Source organism: Frankia sp. ACN1ag (assembly GCF_001414035.1).
Taxonomy (GTDB): domain Bacteria; phylum Actinomycetota; class Actinomycetes; order Frankiales; family Frankiaceae; genus Frankia; species Frankia torreyi.
Genome location: NZ_LJPA01000009.1, coordinates 1 through 21,083, shown reverse-complemented (window position 1 = coordinate 21,083; position 21,083 = coordinate 1). Strand labels below are relative to the sequence as shown.

Genomic DNA, 21,083 nt, shown 5'->3' with positions numbered 1-21,083 from the left:
TTCAGCGCCCGATCTCGACGCTCTCCAGGATCCCGAGCGCGTCCGGCACGAGCACGGCGGCGGAGAAGTAGGTCGTCACGAGGTAAGAGATGATCGCCTTCTCGTTGATGCCCATGAATCGGACGGACAGCCCCGGCTCGTATTCGTCGGCGAGCCCGGTGTGGTGCAGACCGATCACGCCCTGGTTCTCCTCACCGGTACGCAGCGCGAGAATGGACGTCGTCCCGGTGGCGCTGATCGGAATCTTACTTACCGGCAGCAGCGGCACGCCGCGCCAGGCCGGCACGTGCTGGTCGTGAAACAGGACGGTCGCCGGGTAGATGCCCCGCGCCGTGGCTTCCCGGCCGAACGCCGCAATGGCCCGCGGGTGGGCGAGCAGGAAATGCGTGCTGCGCCGCCGGCTGAGCAGCTCGTCGAGGTCGTCCGGGGTCGGCGGGCCCGAGCGGGTGTGAATGCGCTGGCGCAGGTCGGCATTGTGCAGCAGGCCGAAGTCGGGGTTGTTGACCAGCTCGTGCTCCTGGCGTTCACGCAGCGCCTCGACGGTGAGCCGCAACTGCTGGGAGAGCTGGTTGATCGGCTCGTTGTAGAGGTCGGCCACGCGGCTGTGGATGCGCAGCGCCGTCTGGGCGACGGACAGCTCGTACTCGCGCGGCTTCAGCTCGTAGTCCACGAACGTGCCCGNCAGGTCCGGCTCGCCGGAGTGCCCCGCGGCGATCGCGATCTCCGCCTCGCCGAGGCGGTTGCGTGGTGGCTGCGGCCGGGCGCGGTAGTCCTCGAGGTGCCCGCTGAGCTCGGCGTCCTGCCCGGTGACCTCGGCAAGCTGCTGGCGGGAGAGCACCAGCACGGTGGCGTCGGTCAGCGCCCGGGCGGTGTACTCCCAGGACAGGTCCGAGTCGATGAGGACCTCGTCGCCGAAGTACTCGCCATCGCCGAGCACCCCGAGCGACCGCTCGTGGCCGTACTCGCCGGGCCCGAACTTCCCGACCTTGCCGTGAGCGATGAGGAACACCGCGTCGGCGGGCGCGCCCGTTTCGGCGAGCACGTCGCCCGCGGCGAACTCCCGCTGGACGAAGCGGTCGGCGAGGCCGGCGAGCGCGCCGCCGTCGAAGCCACGCAGCGCGGGCAGCTCGGCGAGCTCGCCGGGCACCACCCGCACCTCGGATCCGACGGACGTGAACGTGACGAGCCCGTCGCCGAGCACGTAGGTCAACCGCCGGTTGACCCGGTAGACGCCGCCGGCCGTCTGGACCCAGGGCAGCACCCGCAGCAGCCACCGGGAGGTGATCTCCTGCATCTGCGGGACGGACTTGGTGGTCGTCGCGAGGTTGCGCGCGGCCGCCGTGCTCAGACTCAGCCGGAGGTCCTCGTCGGGGGCCGCGCCGGTCGCTCCGGGGTCGGTCGGTACGGGCTCGGTCATGGCAGACTCCACCTATCGTTGGTCATCCAGGGACTGGGGTGAAAGCTCGAGGTTCCGGGGTGAACCTTGGGGTTCCGCGGTGAACCTTGGGGCTCCGCGGTGAACCTTGGGGCTCTGGGTGAACTCTGGGTGAAACTGAGGCTCTCGGCGAAACCGAGGGCTCGGGGATGAAACCGTGGTGCCCGGGGTGGAACCAGGGGCTGGAGTGTAACGGCGGTGCGGTCGTACGAAGCCGCGCCCGGAAGAGTGACGGCCTTCCGGCGATTTCCGCGGTCTTTTTTCGGTCGCGGGCCGATGTTCGAGGCGGCCTTACTGGCCCCGCCCGATCAGGATTCGAACAATGGGTACGGGCGCCGTCGGGCTGGTCGCGGCCCGGTTGATCGCACCGTTGAATGCTCCATATACCAGTAACCCCCGTGGGTGTCGCGCGGTTCGCCGACATGCACTTTGTCGTGCTGGCAGGCGCGTCTCTCGTCGCGCATCGGCAGCCTCCCGCACCAACGGCGTGGGCGGCAAGCACTTTGCGGAACCAATCGGGGACTGGCCCGGGAAGAGGGCTTCTTCTAGCCCGGCCCCCAGGGCTCGCGGTCACGGACAGTTAATGCCGAACTCGTCGCCCGAATACCCCGGAAGTGAATGCCTGCCACGCCGGATGCCAGGCCGGGAGATCGGCTCGGAATCGCCTAACCGGTACGGTCGACCTGCCGAGAAGAATTCGCCCGGAGCGCGCCTGATATCGCCCGTGCCGCCGATCCGTTCGTCGGCCTGGTTCCGTGGAACGGGTGGAATGCGGCGGGCGGCCGGGCCGCCGGCCGCCGGGCTGCCGGGCTGCTGGGCGACCGTCGAATCACTCTGCGTCCGCGTCGGCCGGCCTCCGGTGAACGTCGTGGAATGTTGCCCCCCGCGGCGAGCGAGGGTCCACCTGCCGCTCGCCGATTCGCGACACCTGGTCCTGCGCGGCACCGGGGCCAGGCCTCCGGGGGCGCCGGTTCCCACGCCGCGCCAGGCGTTCGGCGTGGGGTGGAGGCGGACTGCGCCGGTGGTCGGGGAGCGGCGGCAGCCCTTTGCGTGCGCCCCGTGCGGTCGGGTGCGGGCGGAACGCCAGGTCAGTGGCGCCGGTGGCGGATCGCCAGCAGAGGGGCCATCCGCCGGGTGCCGAGGAAAGCCGGCCATGAGCAGCGGGGAGATGGGAACCGAGGCGCGGGCTCGGCTCCCGCGGGCTCAGTTTCGCGGGCTCGGCTCCGCCGGCCCGGACCGGCGTCGATCAGTACGCGACCCGGCACCATCGTGGTACCCAGTCGAGACCAACTACCCGGCGAATAGGGGACTTAATACCATCGTCAGCAGCCGGCACATGTGCATTCCCTCGGAGGGCCGTCCGTAGCCGACCCGATGCGCCGAGAGCGGGAAGCCGTCGGGGCGCGGGACGGCCGGCCCGGCGGATCCGCCCGTGGCGGCGCTCGCTTACTCCAGACCGACCGGCGGGTCACGGCCTGCCGGGCGCGGCACCGTCTCGCGGATTTCGACGGGCCGCCGATGTAGTGACAGCGCTGTAACTCGACATCGTTTTGCGGGAATGTCGTCCGCCCACCTCGGCGATGATCGCTTCGCGATCGGAGGTTAACGAAGCGTAACCAAGGTTGTTTCTTCGCTAGTAATAAGTAGCCACATGTATTGGGAGGTAGCGTGACCCGTTCCGACCAGAAGATCTAGTCCTGGGCGGGCGTTGGCTCGGTTGATCCGGGTCAGGGCCTCCCGGCAGACGTGCCGGCGCCTCGGGATCACGGACCCACCCGGGCGGTGCTCGGGCCTCGCCCGGACCGACCAGACGACCCCCCGGGTGGGCTCCTCGTGCGAGGTCCGGTCAGCCGGCGGTGCGCAGCGCGGCCGTCAGCGGGTGCGCAGCCTGGCCGAACGCGGTCATCTGGTCGACCGACCAGGGGCTCAGTGCCCACGGCGCGCAGAGCGCCGCCTGCCGGTAGCTCTCCCAGTCGACCCAGCGCCACTCCACGACCTCGGCCGGGTCCGGGTCCGGGTCACCCACCGCCCGGGCCACGTAGACGGGACACACCTCGTTCTCCACCAGCCCGTCCGCGGCGGTGGCGCGGTAGGCGAAGTCCGGCAGCGCACAGTGCAGGTCGGTCAGGGCCAGCCGCAGCTCCTGCTCCACCCGGCGCTCGACGGCGACGGCGATGTCCTCACCGGGGCGGGGATGCCCGCAGCAGCTGTTCGTCCACACCCCGGGCCAGGTGCGCTTGCCCAGCGCCCGGCGGGTGACCAGCAGCCGGCCGGCCGCGTCGAACAGGTACGAGGAGAAGGCCAGGTGCAGGGGGGTGTCGAGACCGTGCACGGCGAGCCGGGGCGCCGTCCCGCAGGGTCGGCGGTCGGGGTCCAGCAGCACGACCTCGTCGTCGACGTCGACGGCGGTACCGGGTCCTTGTGGACTCACGCGTGGGCCTCGCTTTCCGTGGGAGTGGCGAATGGATCCCGCCGGGCGCGTAAGCGGTGCGTCGCGTCCCAGGCGGGTGTCCTCACCAGCCCATCCTCCCGCCGCCGCGACCAGGCAGCGGCCCGACCCCGGATCCCGCTGGTCACATCCGCCGCAGACGGGCCGCCTGCCGGGGCCGACAGGCGGCGAGGGGGCACCCGAAGGTGGGGCAGGCAGCCCGCCGGGCCGCCGGCCGCCCTGGCCGCCGGTTCGGGCCGCCGCTCAGGAGCCGATGAGGCTGGTTCCCGCGCGGATGGCGGTGAGCATGTCCCACTGTTCGTTACTGAGGACGGCGAGGGCGGCCGGGAAGAGCCCCTCCTGTTCCTTGACGATGTGCCGCCGTAGCAGCGTCAGCATCTCGACGGCCAGGGCGGCCCAGGTCGGATCGGTGCGGGCGGTGCCATCGGCCGCGCCCGCGAGGACCGCCTCGATCCGACGATGTTCGCCGCGCAGGATCGCGATCTTCTCCGGGAACTCGGCCGCCATCGGGGGAAACAGGCCGCGTTCCTCCACCACGGTGTGCGGGCCGAGGACCGTGGAGATCCTGGCGCAGCAGTCGATCAGCGACTCGAGGTCGCCCCGCCGGTAGGCCTCACGCGCCTCGGCCGAGAGTTCGACCAGCTCGTCATGCTCCCGGATCAGGTCCTCGATGGCCGGAGTGGCCGTGCACCAGCAGTATTCAGACATAGTGGGGCCGTCCTCGGGGAGAAGAAGATCGGCTGATTTCCGGCGCCGGGACCGAGATACGCCGGATCCGCTGCGCGCCGCCGGGGACCGGCTCAACCATGCTCCGTGCTGGTTGTGCCGGCTCTGCGGGAAGCCCGGATACGCGGTCGCGGACGGGAATCGGGCCGATGGGGCGGGCCGGGCAGCGTGGATGCCGGCGAGGTCCGCCAGGCGCCCGTCGGCCGGCCGGGCGGACCGACCGCGTGACCGCGCCGCAACCGGTGACGCGATCGAGCTCCGGCATCGTCATCTCGCTCCTGCCCCGCCCGGCGGCGCACGGGACGCGCCGCTGCCGCCATCATCGGCCGGCGCGTGCGGCAGCTATATGGACTTTCGTCCCCTTCCGGGCCTTCCGAACGACTGCGACGGCGGGTCCGGGAGTCGCCGGTAGCTACCAGGGTCAGGGCGCGGAAATGCCGAACGAAATGCGCGCCGGGCCGTTCGAATGCCCGACTGGATCCCGTCACCCGCCGACCTGCGGGACCATCAGGGAATGTGGGAACTGGCTCAGGTGAACATCGCCCGGCTGCGGGCGCCGCTGGACGATCCGACCCTCGCCGACTTCGTGGCCGCCCTCGATCCCGTGAACGCCCTCGCCGACGCGGCGCCGGGATTTCGGTGGCGGTTGCAGACCGAGGACGGCAACGCCACCGCGATACGCGCCTTCTCCTGGGAGGTGGGCGCGAGCGCCGGGATCATCGTCAACATGTCGGTGTGGGATTCGATCGAATCGCTGGCGAACTTCGTGTTCGCCGGTCCGCACCGCGATGTGCTGCGCCGGCGGCGCGAGTGGTTCGAGACCATGCGCGAGGCGTATGCGGCGCTGTGGTGGGTGCCCGCCGGGCAACGCCCGACGACGGCGCAGGCGGAGCAGCGCGTCCGCCGGCTGCGCCGGCAGGGGCCCACCGCGCATGCCTTCACGCTGCGCGAGCCGTTCCCGCCGCCGGGCAGCGATCCCGACCTGGCGGCGCCGCCGGACCGGCGGGCGGACTGGACCTGCCCGGCCTGAGCCCGCCCGCCGGTCGACCGGATCAGGACAACGGAACGGTGAGGCAGGCCGCGCGAGCGCCTGCCGTCCCGGCGGTGCCGGGGGAGCTGTCGGTGTGATGCTCGTGGAGGATGATCGAGTGTGCGCCGCCGGCCCGGAAGTCCCAGGCGACCACCGCGAACGCCGATCCCGTGCCACGCGCGTCGGTGGTGAAGTCCAGCCATACCTCATTGCGCGCGTTGGCATATCTGGGATCCACCGACGGCTGCACGGGGTCGGGGACGTTCTGGTAGTGCGGGCCGGCGGCCGCGCCGGTCGCCCCGCAGGCCTTCTGATGGACGTGCGCACCGAACTGGTGGTTCGGTGCGAGGCCTTGAACGATCAGTCCGATCACGGTCCGCTTACCGCGGACGGCGAGCGCGACCGCCGTCGTGCCCGGCGGCACGAGATGGGCGTCGTAGGTGACGGCCGTGGGCGGCTGCCGGTCGTTCCACGCGTCGAATACCACAGGCTCCGCGACCACTCTGCCGGCCTCCAACGGATTCGGGATCGGGCCGCTGCTCGTGGCCGGTGACGGGGAGCCGGCGGCCCCGGCCGGCGCGGCCGTGAGCAGGAGCAATCCGAGCCCGGCCGCAATGATGGACAGACGCCGTCGCATGAGACCCCTCTGAGGCGGGAGTTCCGGTCGGTGGCGACGATCCTAGGGCGGACGGAGCCGATCGGTGGGCTCCGACTCGGTCCGATGGGAAAAAGGTGCCACCCCGGTTTCCGGCGATATTGGACTGAATGCCGCGATTCCGTCGGGCCGTTCTTGCTTTCCACGGCCATCCAGGTATCGCCGGGCGCGATGCGCGGATCCGCGGGACGCCATGATCGCCGGCGCCCAGATCGGAAAGCGTCGGCGGTGTTTTCGACCGCCCGCGTCGCCCGGCGCCGACCCGCTGCTCGGGGATCTTCCCGATCATCTTGTTGATCGTCTTGTCGATCACCTTTAGCGCCCGCGGACGAGGATGTCAAGTCCCACTTCGCCGTCACCCTGGGCCTGCCATCGGACCACTTCGTGCCGGCGCTGCGTCACGACGTCAGCGACATGGCGACGAACCACTACCGCCGCGCCGACCCCGCCGAGGCCGCCGACCCCGCCGAGGCCGCCCACTCTGCCGAGGCCACCGTCCCCGACTCGATCGACATCGTTCTGCCCGAGCACGCCGACTCCGGCATGCGCACCCTGCTGCACCAGCGTGGCGAGTACGACGGCCCGCACCACGGCCCGGTCACGCCGTACGAGTGGGAGGGGCAGTACCTTGCCGCGCAGGCGGATCGGTACGCCGCGAACGGCGAGCTGCTGGCGCAGTAGATCGCCCAGCTCACGGCATGCGTTCCGCTGGCGCCGAGGCAACGAGGCTGATCGGATGGGGTGGCCCGGACGCCGAACCGGGAAACTGGCCGACAGACGGGGGGTGCCGATGCCGCCGGAGCCGATGCCGCCGGAATCGCCGCGGTCGCAATCGCCGCGGTCGGACGGAGCGAACCGGGTGGCCGCGGCGCCCGGGTCACAGCCGGGGCTGGGCGGGGGCCTGCTGCCCGCCACCGAGCGGCTGTTGCTGCAGCGGGTCGCGGTCGAGCAGGCCGGTGGGCGAGCGCCGTCGCTCGTCGCCGCGGTGGCGCGCGACGGCCGCCCGGTGTGGACGGCCGGGCGGGGCCGCGCCGTCGGACCCGATCAGGCCGACGGCGACGGCGACGGTGGCGGCGACGGTGGCGGCGGTGGCGGTGGCGATCGCGGGGGTGGTGGCGAGGGCCGGGGCGTCCGGCGGCCTGACGCCGACACCCAGTACCGGATCGGTTCGATCACGAAGACCTTCACCGCGGTGCTGGTCATGCGCCTGCGCGACGAGGGTCGCCTGGCGCTCGGCGACCCCCTCGACCGGCATCTGCCGGGGACCGCGGTCGGTGATCGCACGGTCGCGCAGTTGCTGTCCCACCTCGGCGGCATCGCGGCGGAGACTCCGCCGCCGTGGTGGGAGCGGGTGGCGGGGCAGGCCCATCCCACCCTCGCCGACGCGCTCGGTCCCGACCCGGACCGGTTCCGCCCGGGACGTCGTCATCACTACTCCAACGTCGGTTTCGCGGTCCTCGGTGAGCTCGTCGCCCGGCTGCGCGGGATGAGCTGGGCGCAGGCCCTGCACCGCGAGCTGCTGGCGCCGTTGGGGATGTCCCGCACGACCGCGCTGCCCGCCGCGCCGCACGCCCACGGCTACGCCGTCCACCCGCATGCCGACGTGCTGCTGCCCGAGCCCGCCCACGATGCGGGTGTGCTGGCTCCGGCCGGCCAGCTCTGGTCGACCACCGCGGACCTGGTGCGCTGGTCGGCCGTCCTCGCGGGGCACACCGACGTCGTGCTGTCCGCGGACACCCTCGCCGAGATGCGCGAACCGGCCGCCGTCGAGGGCGACAGCGGCGAGTGGCGGCTGGGGGCGGGGCTCGGCGTGCAGTTGCTGCGCGAACCCGGCGGCGTGCTCGTCGGGCACGGCGGTTCGATGCCCGGCTTCGTCGCCGCCCTGTGGACGCGACCTGGGGGGACCGCGGCGATAGCGATGGCGAACGCGACCAGCGGGGTCGCCGTCGTCGACCTCGCCGTCGGCCTGATCGACGCGGTCGACACCGCCGAGCCGCCACTGCCGGCCGAGTGGGTGCCCGCGTCGGTGGCCGGGCGGGAGCCGCTCGACGTCACCGGCGTCTGGTACTGGGGACCGGCGCCGTACGCACTGTCGCTGCGGCCGGACGGCGGGCTGCTGCTCGCGCCGCTGGGCCGCTCCGGCCGACGATCCCGGTTCCGCCCCGGCCCCGCCGGCCACGGCACCTTCCTGGGTGTCGATGGCTACTTCGCCGGCGAGACCCTCATCCCGCGGCGCCAGTCCGACGGCGAACTCAGCCACCTCGAACTCGCCTCGTTCGTCTTCACCCGATCCCCCTATGCCCCGGCCGGCCCGGTGCCCGGCGGCGTCGACGCGGGCGGCTGGCGTCCATCCCCTGTCTCGGGTGGCAGACAGGGCTGAGCAGGGGGTTTGCGGTGGCCTCGGCGGGCCGGCGGGAAGTGAGGTTTTGCTGGGCCGGCACAGGACACTTCTTACCTGGCGTGCACGGACGTTCCCCCACTGTGAGTAACTGCGCTGTGCGACCGCCCCATCTTGTGACAGCGACGCCGTGCTGCGTAGCCGAGGAGCGATGGCATGCCCTTCTTCGATCCGATCGAGTCCACCTTCTATGGCCACTGCGTGGAGCGACTGCTGACGTCGACCGAGCTTGCGCCGCTGCTCGCCGGCGGCATCGTGGAGATCGGGCCGGGAACCGCCCGCCCGGTCGTCGAGGCGCTGCAACGATCCGGGTCACAAGTGCCCATCACCGGGTACGAGCTGGACGCCGAGGCCGCGCGGATCGCGAGTCGGGCGGCGGCCGAGGTGGAGCTGGGGAACTACACCGTCGTCCAGGGCGACTTCTTCGCCGCCACCGCACCGGCGCGGCAGGCGCGGTGCGCGATCGGCAACCCGCCGTACCTGCCGGCGACCGTGCGGCCGGTCGGCGCCTCCCACCTGTGGGGCGGGCACGACGGCACGCACGTGGCGCGGCGCATCCTGTCCCAGGAGATGGACGTGGTGCTGCTGATGATCGCTTCCATCTCCGACCCGGTGGGTCTTGTCCANCACGCCCGCGCCGCCGGCTACCGGGTCGCGGACTGGCTGGTGCGGCCCATCCCGTTCGGGCGGTACTCCCGCCAGCCCTGGGTCAGCCGCCGCATCGGCGAGCTGGCCCGATCGGGCCGCGCCTTCTTCGGCCCGGAGGGCTACCTGCTCGCCGGGGTCACCTGGGTCCGCGTCGGCGGGCCGATCGCCGTCGCCGGCGAGCCCGACCATGCCGCCACCGTGCTTCGCCGGATCCTCACCGCGGCGGGCAGCGCCACCGGTCTCGACGAGGCCGCGGGCGTCGGTCGGGCGACGACCGTCGACAGCCGCCGCCGGACGCCGATCGCCTCGGGGCACCGTGAGCTGCCGGACTGGTCCGTGCCCCGCCTGTCGGGGAGCGGTGCATGATCAGCCCGGCGAGGTCCGGCGCCGCGCGGGACGGTGGTTCCACGGCAACCGCCGACCGGCTGGCGCGCCCGTCGGGGGCGGAGTACGGCGCCGTGCTGACGCCCGCCGAGCTCGGTCAGCCGCGCCTGCCCGAGCCCAGGGGGACGCTGTCCGGGTTCCTGCTCGACCGGCTGCGCCGCGCTCCCGGCCCAGCCGGGCTCGGGCCGGCGCCGGCCGCGGACGACGACGTGCTCTACGGCGAGGACGGCCCGCTGGCCCTCTACTGCCTCTACGGCCTGCACTACCGCGGCTTCGCCGAGGTCGACGACGACTGGGAGTGGGAGCCGTCGCTGCTCGCCGTGCGCCGCCGGCTGGAGGCGGACCTGCTCGCCCGCCTGCACGCCGAGGCAGCCGCTGCCGCCGTCGGAGTCGATGCCGCCGTCGGAGTCGATGCCGCCGTCGGAGTCGATGCCGCCGTCGGAGTTGATGCCGCCGGAGCCTCAGCAGACGGGGCGGTCGGGGACGTCGCGGCCGCGCTGCGGGACGTGATCGCCCGGGCCGGTGGCCGTTCCCTGTCGCGGCGGCTGGCGACCACCGGCACGCTCGAGGAGTTCCGCGAGTACGCGATGCACCGTTCGCTGCTCCAGCTCATCGAGGCCGACCCGCACACCTGGGCGATCCCGCGCCTGACCGGCGCGCCGAAGGCGGCGCTGGTGGAGATCCAGGCCGACGAGTACGGCCACGGCGTCGAACGGGACATGCACCAGAACCTGTTCGCCGTGACCATGCGTGCCCTGGATCTCGACGCCCGACCCGGCGCCTACCTGGACCGGTTGCCCGGGCAGGCGTTCGCGACCGTCAACGTGCCGTCGCTGTTCGGCCTGCACCGGCGGCTGCGTGGCGCGCTGGTCGGCCACCTGGCGCTGTTCGAGATGACGTCGGTGGAGCCGATGGGCGCCTACGCGGCGGCGCTGCGCCGCCTCGGCCTGGCCGCCGGGGCCCGCCACTTCTTCGAGGTCCACGTCGTCGCCGACGCCCATCACCAGACGGTCGCCGCCCGCGACCTCGCCGCGGCCCTCGTCGCCCAGGACCCGGCGCTGGCCGTCGACGTCGTCTTCGGCGCTGCGGCGACGACCGCGGTCGAGGGCCACTGCGCGGAGACGATCCTCACCGCGTGGGACGACGGCCGGTCCGCCCTGCGCGTTGCGCCGCCGGCGCCGCGTTGAAGAAGTCGAGCGTGGCACGGGTCTTGGTCCGCTGCGGTCCGGTCAGGTCGAGGCCGTGGCGGCGCAGGACGGCGGACAGGCGGGCGGCGGTCCGCGCCGCCGCCTGTGGCGTGGCGCGGGTCGATAGCTCGAGTAGGCGGGAGCCGTCCGGAAACGTCCACCGTTCGGCCTGGAGCACCCGATCGAAACCCTCGGGGCGGAACCGGTGCCGAGACGCCTCGATCGGTCCGAGGACGGCCAGATCGTCGATGTGGCCGGCCCCGGGCAGGTGGGCGGCGAGCAGCCGCGCCTGCTGCTTCGAGAACAGGTCGTGCAGCGAGCCGCGGCGGCCCATCGCGCGCCGCACATCGTCGGGACCGAGACGGGTCCTTAGGGCGGCGGAGCAGACGTAGGCGCCGGGCATCGCGTCGACCTCGACGATGAACTGCTTCGACCGCCGCAGCCGCGGCGCGACGTTCGCCGGAACGACGGGCCGGAGTTTGACGACGGAGTCGTCCGGTCGGCCGCTGGTACTGCGGACGCGGACCACCACTCCGCGCCGGTGCAGCAACCGGTCCGGGGTGTCAAGGTAATAGACCCGCTGCCGCCGAGCCCTCGTCGCGGAGATCCCGAACATCTCGAACGCCCGCCGGTGTGCGGAGGAGGGCACGATGAACTTGAGCTCCACCCGGTCCACCTGACGGGTGAGTTTCACCAGCGCGTGCAGATCGTCGTCGGGTAGCTGCCAGAACTTCTGCGCCGCGCGCAGCACGGACGAACCGCCTGCGGCAGCAGCCATTGCATCGCCCTCCCACCCGAATGTTCCGCGGCGCACAGCCTCGTCGTGTCGCGACCCGATGGTTTAGGCATCCACCCTTCCGTGGCAGGAGTGCTAATACCACCTGAACGGATACTCAAACCGAGTGTCCGGCGGGGGTTCACCGGCCGGACCGTAGACCACAGATCGCCGCCAGTTCCAGGTCGGCGCCGTCGGCAGCCGGTTCGCGGGCCGGGGGTGGCCGAGGCGATGTCGGTCGCGGCCGTGTGCGGCCGGCTGGCCCTGAGGTGCCAGTACCGGCGAATGTCCGCGTCGACGGGCTGGAAGTCCCAGGCGCGGATGCAGCTCGGCCCGGGCGGGCGCATCGTCGGGCACGGGTCGCGCATTCTGCTGGGGGACATGTTTCATCGGCCGGTGTGCGGTTTTCGTTGGCCGGTGTGCGGTCGATCGGGGGCGGCGGCTTTGGACCTCCGCCGTGATGTCGGTGCGGGACCGACCACCCGGCGGCGATGTCGACCCGCGGGCCCGCTGTCCTACGATCTTGGCCCGACCCCCGGAGGAGGACCTCATGCTCGGTAGATCGGTGCGCCGAGGTAGATCACTGCACGATGGCACCTCACCGCGCGGTGGCACCTCACTGCGCGATGGCCTCTCGGTACGCGGTGGCCTCTCGGTGCGCCGCGGCAGCCTGGCCCGCGGGATGACCGCACGGCTGCTGCGGGAGGCCCGGCCGCCGCGGCCCGTCCGCGTCGTCTTCGGCTACGACCCGACCGATCCGATCGCCGTGACCCTGACCGTCGGCGGCGGGATCGGGGCGGGTCCGGTCGTCTGGCGCTTCGCCCGCCGGCTTCTCGCCGACGGGACGCGCCGCCCCGTCGGCCTGGGCGATGTGCGGGTCCGCCCGATCGTGCTGCGCGGGCAGCCCGCGCTCGCGCTGTGCCTGTGCGGCCCGTCCAGCACCGCCGAGTTGGAGCTGCCCGCACGGGAGGTGGCGGCGTTCCTGTGGCGCACGTACGCCATGGTGTCGGCCGACGCGGAGACCGCGGCGATCGACTGGACCGGCGAGTTCCGCTTCCTGCCCGGTGTCGGCGCGCGCCGGTCCCGGGTCCTGCCCGGCGTCCGGACCCACCACGCCCGCACCTGATCGCGGCCTCGTGCCCGCCCGACCGGGCCCGAAGGTGGTGCTGTCGTACCTCCGGGTGGGGCGTCGGCTGCCGGGCCAGCAGGGCGGACGGGGCGGGAGACCCCCCGGTACCCGCCGAAAGTCCCTGGTGGGCACCGGCGCGGCGGGGCACCCTTGGGGATCCGCAGATGTTCCAGCGGGATGAATCGGGAGGCCGGCCGTGCGTGACATCCCGATGCCGCAACCCCGTCCGGCTTCCGACTCCGAGCCCGAACCGCCCCTCGCCGGCGAGTCGTGCGCCTGTGGCATGGGGGCCTACTGGCGGCTGCACGCGGTCACGCCCGGCGCCAGCGGAGACTGGGTGGACGTGTTCGACCTCGACGACGGCCGGCTCGCGATCTGTGTCGGCGACGCGGCCGGGCACGGCTCGCGGGCGGCGGCCTTCGCGGGCCGGGTGCGGGCGGTGCTGCGCCGGCGCCTGCTGGCCGGGGAGGAGCCCGACGCCGCCGTCGGCGGCACGGTCGACGAGGTCGCCGGGCTGGGTGACCTCGGGGAGATGTTCGCCACCGCCTTCGTGGCCATCGCCGACCCGTCCACGGGCCGCGTGGTCTACGTCAACGCCGGCCATCCGCCCGCCGTACACCTGACCCGACGTGCCGTCCGCCTGTCCCGCTCCGGCGTGGACCGCGGCGCCGTGGGGTCCGGTCCCGCATCCGAGTCCGGTCACGATCTCGGCTCTGGTCACGATCTCGGCTCTGGTCATGATTCCGAGCCCGGCCCCGGCTCCGGCCCCGCCGACCTGCCGCTGGGACCGACCGGCCCGATCCTGTCGGACCTGTTCGCGGGCACCCGGATCTGGACGTCCCGGTCCCTGCGGATGGCCCCCGGCGACCGCCTCGTGGTCTACACCGACGGCCTCAGCGAGGCCCGCGACGCCGCCGGCGAGCAGTTCGGCGCGGACCGCATCGGCGCGGTCTCCGGCGGCGGCGACACTCCCGACACCCCGCCCGACCTGCTCATCGACCGCCTCTTCGCGCGGGTCGCCGCCCACACCCATGCCGAGGCCCGCGACGACCGCACCGTGGCCGTCCTGACCCGTCAGCCCGCGCCCCCCGCCACGACCGCGCCCATCCCGTGACCGCATCCACCCCGTGACCGCACCGGCACGGCTGTTGGTGTCCGGTCTGTCCTGGTGGCTGGCCCGATCAGCGGGACGGCGGCCGGCGGCCGGCGCAGAGGACGCAGGTGCGGGCCGACGGACGGGCGGCCAGGCGCTGCTCGCCGACGGGTCGCCCGCNGGTCTCGCAGACACCGTAGGTTCCGGCGGCCAGCCGGCCGAGCGCGGCGTCAACCTCCGCCAGGCGGGCGGTCGCCTGGCGCAGCGTCGCGCGCACCTGTTCGCGCTCGAACGGCATCGACGCGCCCTCGATGTCATGCTCGTCGTCGGCATCCCGGTCGGCGGTGTCGTCGAGGATGCGGTCGAGCCCCTCGCGCAGCGCGGCGACGCGCGCGGCCGCGTCGGCCCGTTCGGCCACCAGCCGGGCCCGCGCACCAGCCTCGGCGGTCATGGCCGCATGATGTCAACCCGCCCAGGTCACCCGCAGGATGGTGATGCTGATCCAGCGCTCTTCGATGCTGTACGTCAGCAGCCCGTGCCCGAAGACCGCCCGCCACAGCTCGGTGCGCTTGTCGTCGGTCCCGCACCGATGCGGATCGTCGGCCAGTCGATTCAGGAACGCGTCGAGTTCACGGCGACCCTGGGCCGGAAGGGTGTCACGCTGTCGCTCGGCGAAGGTGGCCCAACGGATCGTGTACCTGGGGATCTGTGACCTCCGAATCGCCGCCGGGGTACGAAGTGGTCCCGCCGAGCACGGTCAGGTCCCCGGCCTCCAGTCGGCGGCGGTCCGCGAGGGCCCCCGCCTCGATCTCCGGATTCGCCGTGAGCACGGCTCGCCCCCACCACTTGTCGATCACCGCGGCCACGGGCACGAGGTCGAGGCTGTCGTCGGCCAAGGCCAACGCGATCCGCAGCTCCGCCACGAACATCTCACGATCATCCGGACGTAGCGCCTCGCGGATGGCCGGTCCGTTCTTCGCGACCCGGTTGCGGACTCCATGGATCGGGATGGTGTCGGCCATGAGCTTCATCATCCCCATGCCCTGGGGCCTCGGCAACGAACGGCCGTGGGCCGGCGGTGGGCGTTGCGACACCGCGGAGGGATCAGGCTCGCGGGCGATGAGCGCGCTGGCGTAATGCGGTCCGACGGCGGTCACGGCCCATTCCCCGACCAGTGGGTCCGACGCGGTCAGGGAGACGTCGCACGCGCCCGGACAGACCGCCTATCCCACGCGATCGGGGCAGGACACTCCGGCCCAGGACATCGCTGTGCAGTAGGAACTTCTCGCCACCTTCCATCTTCCGTCGACGAGAACGGCCTCCCCGAGCAGAGTGCCGTAGGCGGGCGCGCTGCTCAGCACCACCTCGAAGGGGAGCGACGCGTGGGCCGGGTCGGTGAACACCGGCTCCCCGACCAGTACCCGCGCGCTCGCCGTCGGCTGCGGATGGCGTTCGCGCACGGTCGCCAGCGTCGACCTCAGGGCCGCTCCGTCGTCGACGGCGGCCAGGACCGTTTCGATGCCCCGGCCTCCCGTGAAGGCCGTGGTGAACGCCGCCCGGACCTCGGCCGCAGCCGCCGCGACGTCGGCCGGCGGCGTCCCGGGCTCGGGCAGCCCAGCGGCCGGCCACAGGTCGACGGCACGGCCGGCGGCCGCCCGGATCGCGGCGCCGTCCACGGTGACCCGTGACTCGGGCAGGCCGCGGGCGAGGAACTCGGCGACGAAGGTCAGCGGACCATCCGGCGGCAATGGCCAGAGCCAGTACCGCAGCCGGTGCGCCTGCTCCGCCCGCGAGCCGACGAAGCCCGCGAAGCCATACGTGACCCCGCGCCGGACGTCCGGCCGGCCGGCCGATCCATCGAAGGGGAATGGTGTGTATCGATTCCCCGGCCCGTCCGAGGCGTTTCCGGCCGGCAGGGCCGTGAGCAGCGGGTCGCCCGGCTCGCCGAGGCGGGCGGAGAGCGACTCCCCGGCTCCGGCCGCGATGGCCCGCGAGCCGTCGGGAAGCGCGATCCCGAACCGGACCATCCGGGCGGCGTCCCGGCTCCAGTCCACCGCCAGCCGTGGATCGACGCCGGGCTCGGTGCCGGGGCGCAGCCGGATTTCCAGAGTGATCTCCACTCCCGCGGAGTACGCGGCGAGGCAGGCGACCTACACAGCGGTGTCGGAGTTGTGGCCGATGGTCAGGGCCAGGGGAACCACCCCGGCGAGCTGGTGGTCCGGCGGGGTGAGCCAGGGGCCGACCGGGCGCGGCGGGACAGCCGGAGAGACACCGTCGAAAAAGTTCATGGTTCACAAATCGTGGCGTTATCGCTACGTCCGGGTCAACCGGATTGAGGCACGAAGTCGACGGCCAGCCGGTCCCGCCCCGTGAGCTTGACGACGCGGAGGCCGGCAGCGCGGCTCAGGCGACGCCGATGTGCACCATCCTCCACACCGCACCGGAAGATCGTTGTCGGCTGCGGCCTGACCGAAACAGGGGCGGCTCCTTCTGGGGCAGCCGGTCGGTGGGGTGCTCGATGCCCCTTCCCGCACTCCAGGCCAGCTGTCCGGGCGAAAACCGCACACGAGACCCTCGAACGCCTCGCCTGCCGTGTGAACACGGATTCCCGACTCGACGAAGTAGGACCGGAACGCCGTCATACGGCGGCCCGGCGGGCGTCGCGGTGGGCCTGGGCCGCGACCATCAGGACGTCGGGCGCATCGCGGGTGTACAGGCAGCGAACGGATTCCAGGGTCGTCCCCGGCGAAGATCGCGGCNCAATGTTCGGAAGATGGCAAACGGTGCCCGCCAGGCGAGTCTTCACGGTCAATGTTTCCGCTTTGATTGCGGACGGGGGACATGCGCGTCCGGGACGCTGCGGGTTGCTGGGTGTCAGATGCCCGGAGCTGGGTGCATACATTCGAATTCGATGTCGGTTTGACGCCGCCCGAACCGGCTGGGGTACCGTCCATCCCGCGCGGTCAATGCATTCAGAGAATGACCAGAAGGGATCACAAAATGGCCCAGCAGGAGCAGCAGCAGNAGCGCCAGCAGGTGGAGCAGCAGCTGCGTCAGAACTGGCGGCAGCTCCGTTACCGCATCCTTGACCAGTTCAGTCAGGTCAGCCCGGCGGATCTCGATGCCGCGACCGACATCGATGACCTCGTCGCGCGGATTGCGGACAAGACGCACCACAGTGAGCGGTACGTCGAGAACCGTCTGCGTGAGCTGGCGGCCGTCGGCGGTGGCCAGGGTGGAGCGTCCGGCGAGCGTTTCGGTGGCGGCCAGCAGGGCGGTCAGGGCGGTCAGGGCGGCCAGGGCGGCCAGCAGGGACAGCCGTTTGGTTCCCGGCAGTAGCCTTCCGGGATCAGGTCGGTCAGACCTCGGCGCATCGACTTCTCCTGCGGTGCGCCGCCCAGCTTTCGCTCACTGCTCGGCGCGACGTTTCTCAGGACGTCGCGTCGAGCAGTGAACGGATCCCCAGCAGATCGTCGATCAGCTTGATCGTGTCGGCAGTGCGGGGAAGCTTGCGTAGCTCGTCCAGCATCGCGTCGGTTTCCTCGATGGTGGGGACATCGTCGATTGACGCGGCTATCTGGACGATAGCGGCCTTGGGATCATCGCCTGGCTGCATACCACAGAGTTGCACACGCCGATTCACCGGAAATTACGCCAGGCTTCCTGCACGTTAACTCCGGGGCTGGTTCGGGTACGGCGAGTGATGATCTACACGTGGTGTCACCGTCTGTGTCGGACCCTGCCTCGACGGACTTGGGGCACGTGGCCACCGGTCGATCTCCACGAGTCGTTCAACCCGCGATGACCGGCCGGTGGCCGCATCGCCCGCGACCGCCCGGCGGCGCCTGCCGAGCGGAGCACCGCCACGCAGGCGTCCCGCTCGGCTGACTACCCAACAGCGGCTGCCGTACTAGCCGGCGAAGCCGACGCTCTCCGCGTCATCCGCGTCATCCGTGGGACCGTTTGAGCCTGAATCCTGCTGCTCCGACCCGTCGTCCCACTTCTTGTGGTGGTCCTTCTTGTCGAACCAGGTCACCCGCTCGAAGGTTGCCTTCTCCTTCTTCTTGACGATGTCCCGCTTCTTGTGGTCCCACCTGTCCTTGTCCGGGTCCCACGCCACGAGGTTCGTCTGATCCGCGTCGTCCCCCGTCGGATCATCATCAATCGTCGTCGGGTCGTTGCCATTCCAGGTCGGGTCGTCCCCATTCCAGGTCGGGTCGTCCCCATTCCAGGTCGGGTCGTCGCCCGGATTCGTCCCGTCGTCCCACTTCCGGTCGTCCCACTTCTTGTGGTGGTNCTTCTTGTCGAACCAGGTCACCCGCTCGAAGGTTGCCTTCTCCTTCTTCTTGACGATGTCCCGCTTCTTGTGGTCCCACTTGCCCTTGTCCGGGTCCCACGCCACGGGGGCTGCCTGATCCCCTACGTCCGATCCCGGGTCGTCGTCATTCCAGGTCGGGTCGTCGCCCGGATTCGTCCCGTCGTCCCACTTCCGGTCGTCCCACTTCTTGTGGTGGTTCTTCTTGTCGAACCAGGTCACCCGCTCGAAGGTTGCCTTCTCCTTCTTCTTGGTGATGTCCTGCTTCTTGTGGTCCCACTTGTCCTTGTCCGCATCCGACCCTAGCCAGGAGATCGGGAACCCTGGGTCCTGGATGCCGGCGGCCTCGGCAGCGCCTGCGGGGGGAGTGGCCACTGTCGGCTCTGCAGCCTGCGCCATGGCCACGCCCGGACCGAGCAGGACGGCGCCGGTCGCGACACCAGACATCGTGAGAAGAGCGGCGTAACGTCCGGTCCTGTTCTTCATTCCATACCCTTTCTCGCAACTTGCATTGACTCCACTACTGCGAGCGCCAACCTAGCTGGTCGATCTTTTGAATCGGCGTAGCCGGCCGTACGAGTTACCCGCGGGATAGTCGACGGAGTCGAACCTCCATAGACATCAGGAGGTTCACGCTTTGGCCTCCGGACCACCAGAGTTCCGGGTTTGTGTCCAGGAGAAAAGCATCGGAAGGCATCCCGGAAGAGGGAAATAGACGGCGACGTGCCACCAGGTCAACGGCGTGCCGGCGAGTCAGAAGCAAGACCTGCAGCCTGGGTACGGCGCTTCATCGCGGCATCAGCTAAAGACGCACCTTCCCCGAATGATGCGCAATGCTGTCGGTTGCCGGCAGCCCGGCGAGGGCAGCAGGTTGACAACGTGCTTAGGTGATCGCACGGATACCGGCGAGGATGTCCGGCGGATCGCCCAGGTGAACGATGCCGAGAGTCCGGGTCGCCCCGTCAGCCCGGGGAGCTCCAGAACCCCGGTGTGGGCGGTGACCTGCACGGTTACCTGCCGGATCGGGCCAGTGTCAGGCAGGCTGGATGGTCATGGTGTGGTCGCTGCTCTACGCCGGAGCTCATCGCGGCTCAGGGCGGCAGACGCGCCGTCACGATCCGGCCGCGGCCCGGCGGGCGATCGCCGTCCCATGTCGGCGCCAGGCGCCGGACCGTCAGAGCAGGAAGTCGACGGCCAGCCGGTCCGGCCCCGTGAGCTCGACGACGCGGAAGCCCGCCACCCGGCTCAGTCCGACGCCGATGTGCACCGTCCCCTCGAAGTCGCCGGCCAGCGCGTAGCTCAGCCCCGACTGGCCCGTGCCGTTCGGCGCCGTGCGCAGCGTCGAGGCGCCCTGGTCGTCGTGGGCGGCGGCGGAGGTCAGGACCAGTTCGAAGGCCGCCTGCCCGCTCAGCGGCAGCGGCGCGCCGGAACCGGGCCGGATCACCTGCGGCACGAACTGGGCGCGGTAGCCGGGGACACCCCCCGCGAACTCCAGCACGAGCCGCTGGAACCGGACGCCGTTCTCCACGTTGGTCGCACTGCGCAGCGACACCAGTTGGACGGGCCGGGTCGGCTGGCGCGTGGCCGTCGCCGGCTGGCTCGACCAGCTCCGCGCGCCGACCCGCGGCCCCACCGACGCGGTGGCCGTCGGCGTTCCCAGGGCCGTCGGAGCGGGCGGTGCGGCCGTGCCGTCCGAAGCCGCCGGCGTGGTGGCGCTGGCGGAGGTGGTCGAAGCCGTTGAGTGCGAAGGCGAGGCCGCTGCGCCGCCATCGGAGCCGGAGCCGGAGCAGGCGACGAGCAGCGCCGCCAGCGCGGGCGCGAGCAGGCTCGCGCGAGCCAACCTCCCCCACCCGCGCGGACCAGCCGAGCCGCCCCCGCCCTGCTCCGGCGGGGCCCCCGCGAACATCGCCCCCAACCCGACGGTGGTTCCCATTCGCAACGCCCCGCTTCCTAGGGACAGACGGCACGAAGCCGCCCCATCCGTCATACCCGAAGCGCCCCGACCAGGAACCCGATCATAAGGCGATCCCGAGGTGGCGACCCGTGGGCGTGTCCGGCCGCGGCGGCCACCCGCGCGGGCGGCGCGGCCGGGCCGACCCGGCGGTCGGGTATCGTGAGATCGCCGGCCGGCGTGGCGCAACTGGTAGCGCACCCGACTTGTAATCGGGCGGTTAGGGGTTCAAGTCCCCTCGCCGGCTCCAGAGATACCCACCTTGACCTGCGGATTTACGGCTATCAAGTCGGCCAGCCCGGCAACACCGACGCGGNCCACACGTTCGTCTTCTCCCGCGACGGCCACACCCTGTTCACCCTCGGCGACACCATCCAGTCCTGGAACGTCACCGATCCCGCCAAGCCCACACCGGTCAGCCAGACACTGCCGTCCTCCGGCAACTGGCTCACATTCTCTCCGGACGGCCACACCCTCCTCACCGGCGAGAACGGCCAGACGATCCGCATCTGGGACCTCCACTACTGATCTTTAATGTGCCGGGTCGGGTTGATCCGGTGGTGATCGCTGGGGTGATCGTTGGGGGTTGGGTAGTCCGTTGGTATGAGGTATGCGACGGGTGGCGGGTTGACCGCTGAGGATCGAGATCGCCGGGAACGGATACGACAAGAAGCCGCNCATTTGTTCGAACAGGGTGTGTCGAACCGGGAGGTTGCCGCTGGGTTGCGGGTGACTGAGCGGTCGGTGGAGCGGTGGCGGCGGGTGTGGAAGGCCGGTGGGGTGGCGGGGTTGCGGTCGCGGGGGCCGACGTCACGCTGCCGGTTGGATGAAGAACAGTTGCGGGCGTTGGAGGCGGTGTTGGATCGGGGGCCGGCGGCGTCGGGCTGGGTGGATGAGCGGTGGACGTT

At 71.6% G+C, this 21,083-nt stretch carries 19 protein-coding genes, 1 tRNA gene and 4 pseudogenes; 10 read left to right on the top strand and 14 right to left on the bottom strand.

The window, feature by feature from the left end:
* Position 1: 1 nt before the first annotated feature.
* The 4 genes and pseudogenes from UK82_RS36860 to UK82_RS09790 form a co-directional block, all read right to left on the bottom strand.
* Positions 2-681, bottom strand: a pseudogene (locus UK82_RS36860) (family 2B encapsulin nanocompartment shell protein); the annotation flags it as partial.
* A 1-nt stretch (position 682) separates the two neighbouring features.
* Positions 683-1,417: cyclic nucleotide-binding domain-containing protein (locus tag UK82_RS36855; protein ID WP_236705735.1), on the bottom strand; the 735-nt coding region annotated here is incomplete at its 3' end.
* Between the two features lie 1,864 nt (positions 1,418-3,281).
* Positions 3,282-3,866, bottom strand: coding sequence for an isopentenyl-diphosphate Delta-isomerase (idi, locus tag UK82_RS09795; RefSeq protein WP_044888379.1), 585 nt, complete (start codon positions 3,864-3,866; stop codon positions 3,282-3,284).
* 261 nt (positions 3,867-4,127) lie between these two features.
* The gene (locus UK82_RS09790; RefSeq protein WP_044888380.1) at positions 4,128-4,592 is read right to left on the bottom strand and encodes a hemerythrin domain-containing protein; all 465 of its coding nucleotides are present in this window, start codon (positions 4,590-4,592) and stop codon (positions 4,128-4,130) included.
* Between the two features lie 484 nt (positions 4,593-5,076).
* Between UK82_RS09790 and UK82_RS09785 the strand changes: the two genes are divergently transcribed.
* Complete coding sequence (locus UK82_RS09785; protein ID WP_044888381.1) at positions 5,077-5,640, top strand: DUF3291 domain-containing protein; 564 nt, start codon at positions 5,077-5,079, stop codon at positions 5,638-5,640.
* A gap of 22 nt (positions 5,641-5,662) precedes the next feature.
* Here UK82_RS09785 and UK82_RS09780 read toward each other — a convergent pair whose 3' ends face one another.
* Positions 5,663-6,277: a superoxide dismutase family protein gene (locus UK82_RS09780; protein WP_044888382.1), complete on the bottom strand. Its 615-nt coding sequence runs from the start codon at positions 6,275-6,277 to the stop codon at positions 5,663-5,665.
* A 402-nt stretch (positions 6,278-6,679) separates the two neighbouring features.
* On the opposite strand from UK82_RS09780, the gene UK82_RS09775 reads away from it, so the two are divergent.
* From UK82_RS09775 to UK82_RS09760, 4 genes and pseudogenes are all read left to right on the top strand, one after another.
* Positions 6,680-6,976: a hypothetical protein gene (locus UK82_RS09775; protein ID WP_044888383.1), complete on the top strand. Its 297-nt coding sequence runs from the start codon at positions 6,680-6,682 to the stop codon at positions 6,974-6,976.
* Positions 6,977-7,100: 124 nt separating this feature from the next.
* Complete coding sequence (locus UK82_RS09770; RefSeq protein WP_083507127.1) at positions 7,101-8,675, top strand: serine hydrolase; 1,575 nt, start codon at positions 7,101-7,103, stop codon at positions 8,673-8,675.
* 645 nt (positions 8,676-9,320) lie between these two features.
* Positions 9,321-9,707: pseudogene (locus UK82_RS36850) on the top strand (methyltransferase); the annotation flags it as partial.
* Positions 9,704-10,912, top strand: coding sequence for an iron-containing redox enzyme family protein (locus tag UK82_RS09760; protein WP_083507120.1), 1,209 nt, complete (start codon positions 9,704-9,706; stop codon positions 10,910-10,912). The pseudogene UK82_RS36850 and the gene UK82_RS09760, both read left to right, overlap by 4 nt.
* Here UK82_RS09760 and UK82_RS09755 read toward each other — a convergent pair.
* A complete protein-coding gene (locus UK82_RS09755; protein ID WP_044888385.1) occupies positions 10,854-11,690 on the bottom strand; it encodes a CYTH domain-containing protein in 837 nt (278 codons plus the stop codon). The genes UK82_RS09760 and UK82_RS09755 overlap by 59 nt on opposite strands.
* Before the next feature lie 547 nt (positions 11,691-12,237).
* Here UK82_RS09755 and UK82_RS09750 point away from each other — a divergent pair.
* A complete protein-coding gene (locus tag UK82_RS09750) occupies positions 12,238-12,813 on the top strand; it encodes an SsgA family sporulation/cell division regulator (RefSeq protein WP_082122328.1) in 576 nt (191 codons plus the stop codon).
* Between the two features lie 199 nt (positions 12,814-13,012).
* Entirely contained in the window at positions 13,013-13,930 is a 918-nt protein-coding gene (locus UK82_RS09745) for a PP2C family protein-serine/threonine phosphatase (protein ID WP_063870526.1), read from the top strand.
* A gap of 67 nt (positions 13,931-13,997) precedes the next feature.
* Here UK82_RS09745 and UK82_RS36845 read toward each other — a convergent pair.
* From UK82_RS36845 to UK82_RS33610, 5 genes and pseudogenes are all read right to left on the bottom strand, one after another.
* Positions 13,998-14,089 (bottom strand): annotated as a pseudogene (locus UK82_RS36845) (TraR/DksA C4-type zinc finger protein); the annotation flags it as partial.
* Between the two features lies 1 nt (position 14,090).
* Positions 14,091-14,360 (bottom strand): DnaK-like suppressor protein (locus tag UK82_RS09740; RefSeq protein ID WP_236705734.1); only part of this gene is annotated, 270 nt, incomplete at its 3' end.
* Between the two features lie 205 nt (positions 14,361-14,565).
* Positions 14,566-14,931 (bottom strand): DUF6247 family protein, encoded by a 366-nt coding sequence (locus tag UK82_RS09735; RefSeq protein WP_236705733.1) that lies wholly within the window; start codon positions 14,929-14,931, stop codon positions 14,566-14,568.
* A gap of 201 nt (positions 14,932-15,132) precedes the next feature.
* Positions 15,133-16,029, bottom strand: a complete 897-nt coding sequence (locus UK82_RS09730) for a hypothetical protein (RefSeq protein WP_052681570.1) — start codon at positions 16,027-16,029, stop codon at positions 15,133-15,135.
* Between the two features lie 30 nt (positions 16,030-16,059).
* A complete protein-coding gene (locus UK82_RS33610; RefSeq protein WP_157867011.1) occupies positions 16,060-16,197 on the bottom strand; it encodes a hypothetical protein in 138 nt (45 codons plus the stop codon).
* A 737-nt stretch (positions 16,198-16,934) separates the two neighbouring features.
* Here UK82_RS33610 and UK82_RS09725 point away from each other — a divergent pair.
* Positions 16,935-17,248, top strand: a 314-nt coding sequence (locus UK82_RS09725) for a hypothetical protein (RefSeq protein ID WP_236705732.1), incomplete at its 5' end; no start/stop codon positions are given.
* 91 nt (positions 17,249-17,339) lie between these two features.
* Here UK82_RS09725 and UK82_RS09720 read toward each other — a convergent pair.
* The 3 genes and pseudogenes from UK82_RS09720 to UK82_RS09710 all read right to left on the bottom strand — a co-directional run bounded on the left by UK82_RS09720 (position 17,340) and on the right by UK82_RS09710 (position 20,157).
* A complete protein-coding gene (locus tag UK82_RS09720) occupies positions 17,340-17,540 on the bottom strand; it encodes a hypothetical protein (RefSeq protein WP_370657207.1) in 201 nt (66 codons plus the stop codon).
* A 666-nt stretch (positions 17,541-18,206) separates the two neighbouring features.
* Positions 18,207-18,710 (bottom strand): annotated as a pseudogene (locus tag UK82_RS36840) (hypothetical protein); the annotation flags it as partial.
* Positions 18,711-19,398: 688 nt separating this feature from the next.
* Positions 19,399-20,157, bottom strand: coding sequence for a hypothetical protein (locus UK82_RS09710; RefSeq protein ID WP_236705730.1), 759 nt, complete (start codon positions 20,155-20,157; stop codon positions 19,399-19,401).
* A 192-nt stretch (positions 20,158-20,349) separates the two neighbouring features.
* Here UK82_RS09710 and UK82_RS09705 point away from each other — a divergent pair.
* A tRNA-Thr gene (locus UK82_RS09705) sits at positions 20,350-20,425 on the top strand.
* A 446-nt stretch (positions 20,426-20,871) separates the two neighbouring features.
* The coding region (locus UK82_RS09700) for a helix-turn-helix domain-containing protein (protein ID WP_396230507.1) at positions 20,872-21,083 on the top strand (212 nt) is incomplete at its 3' end.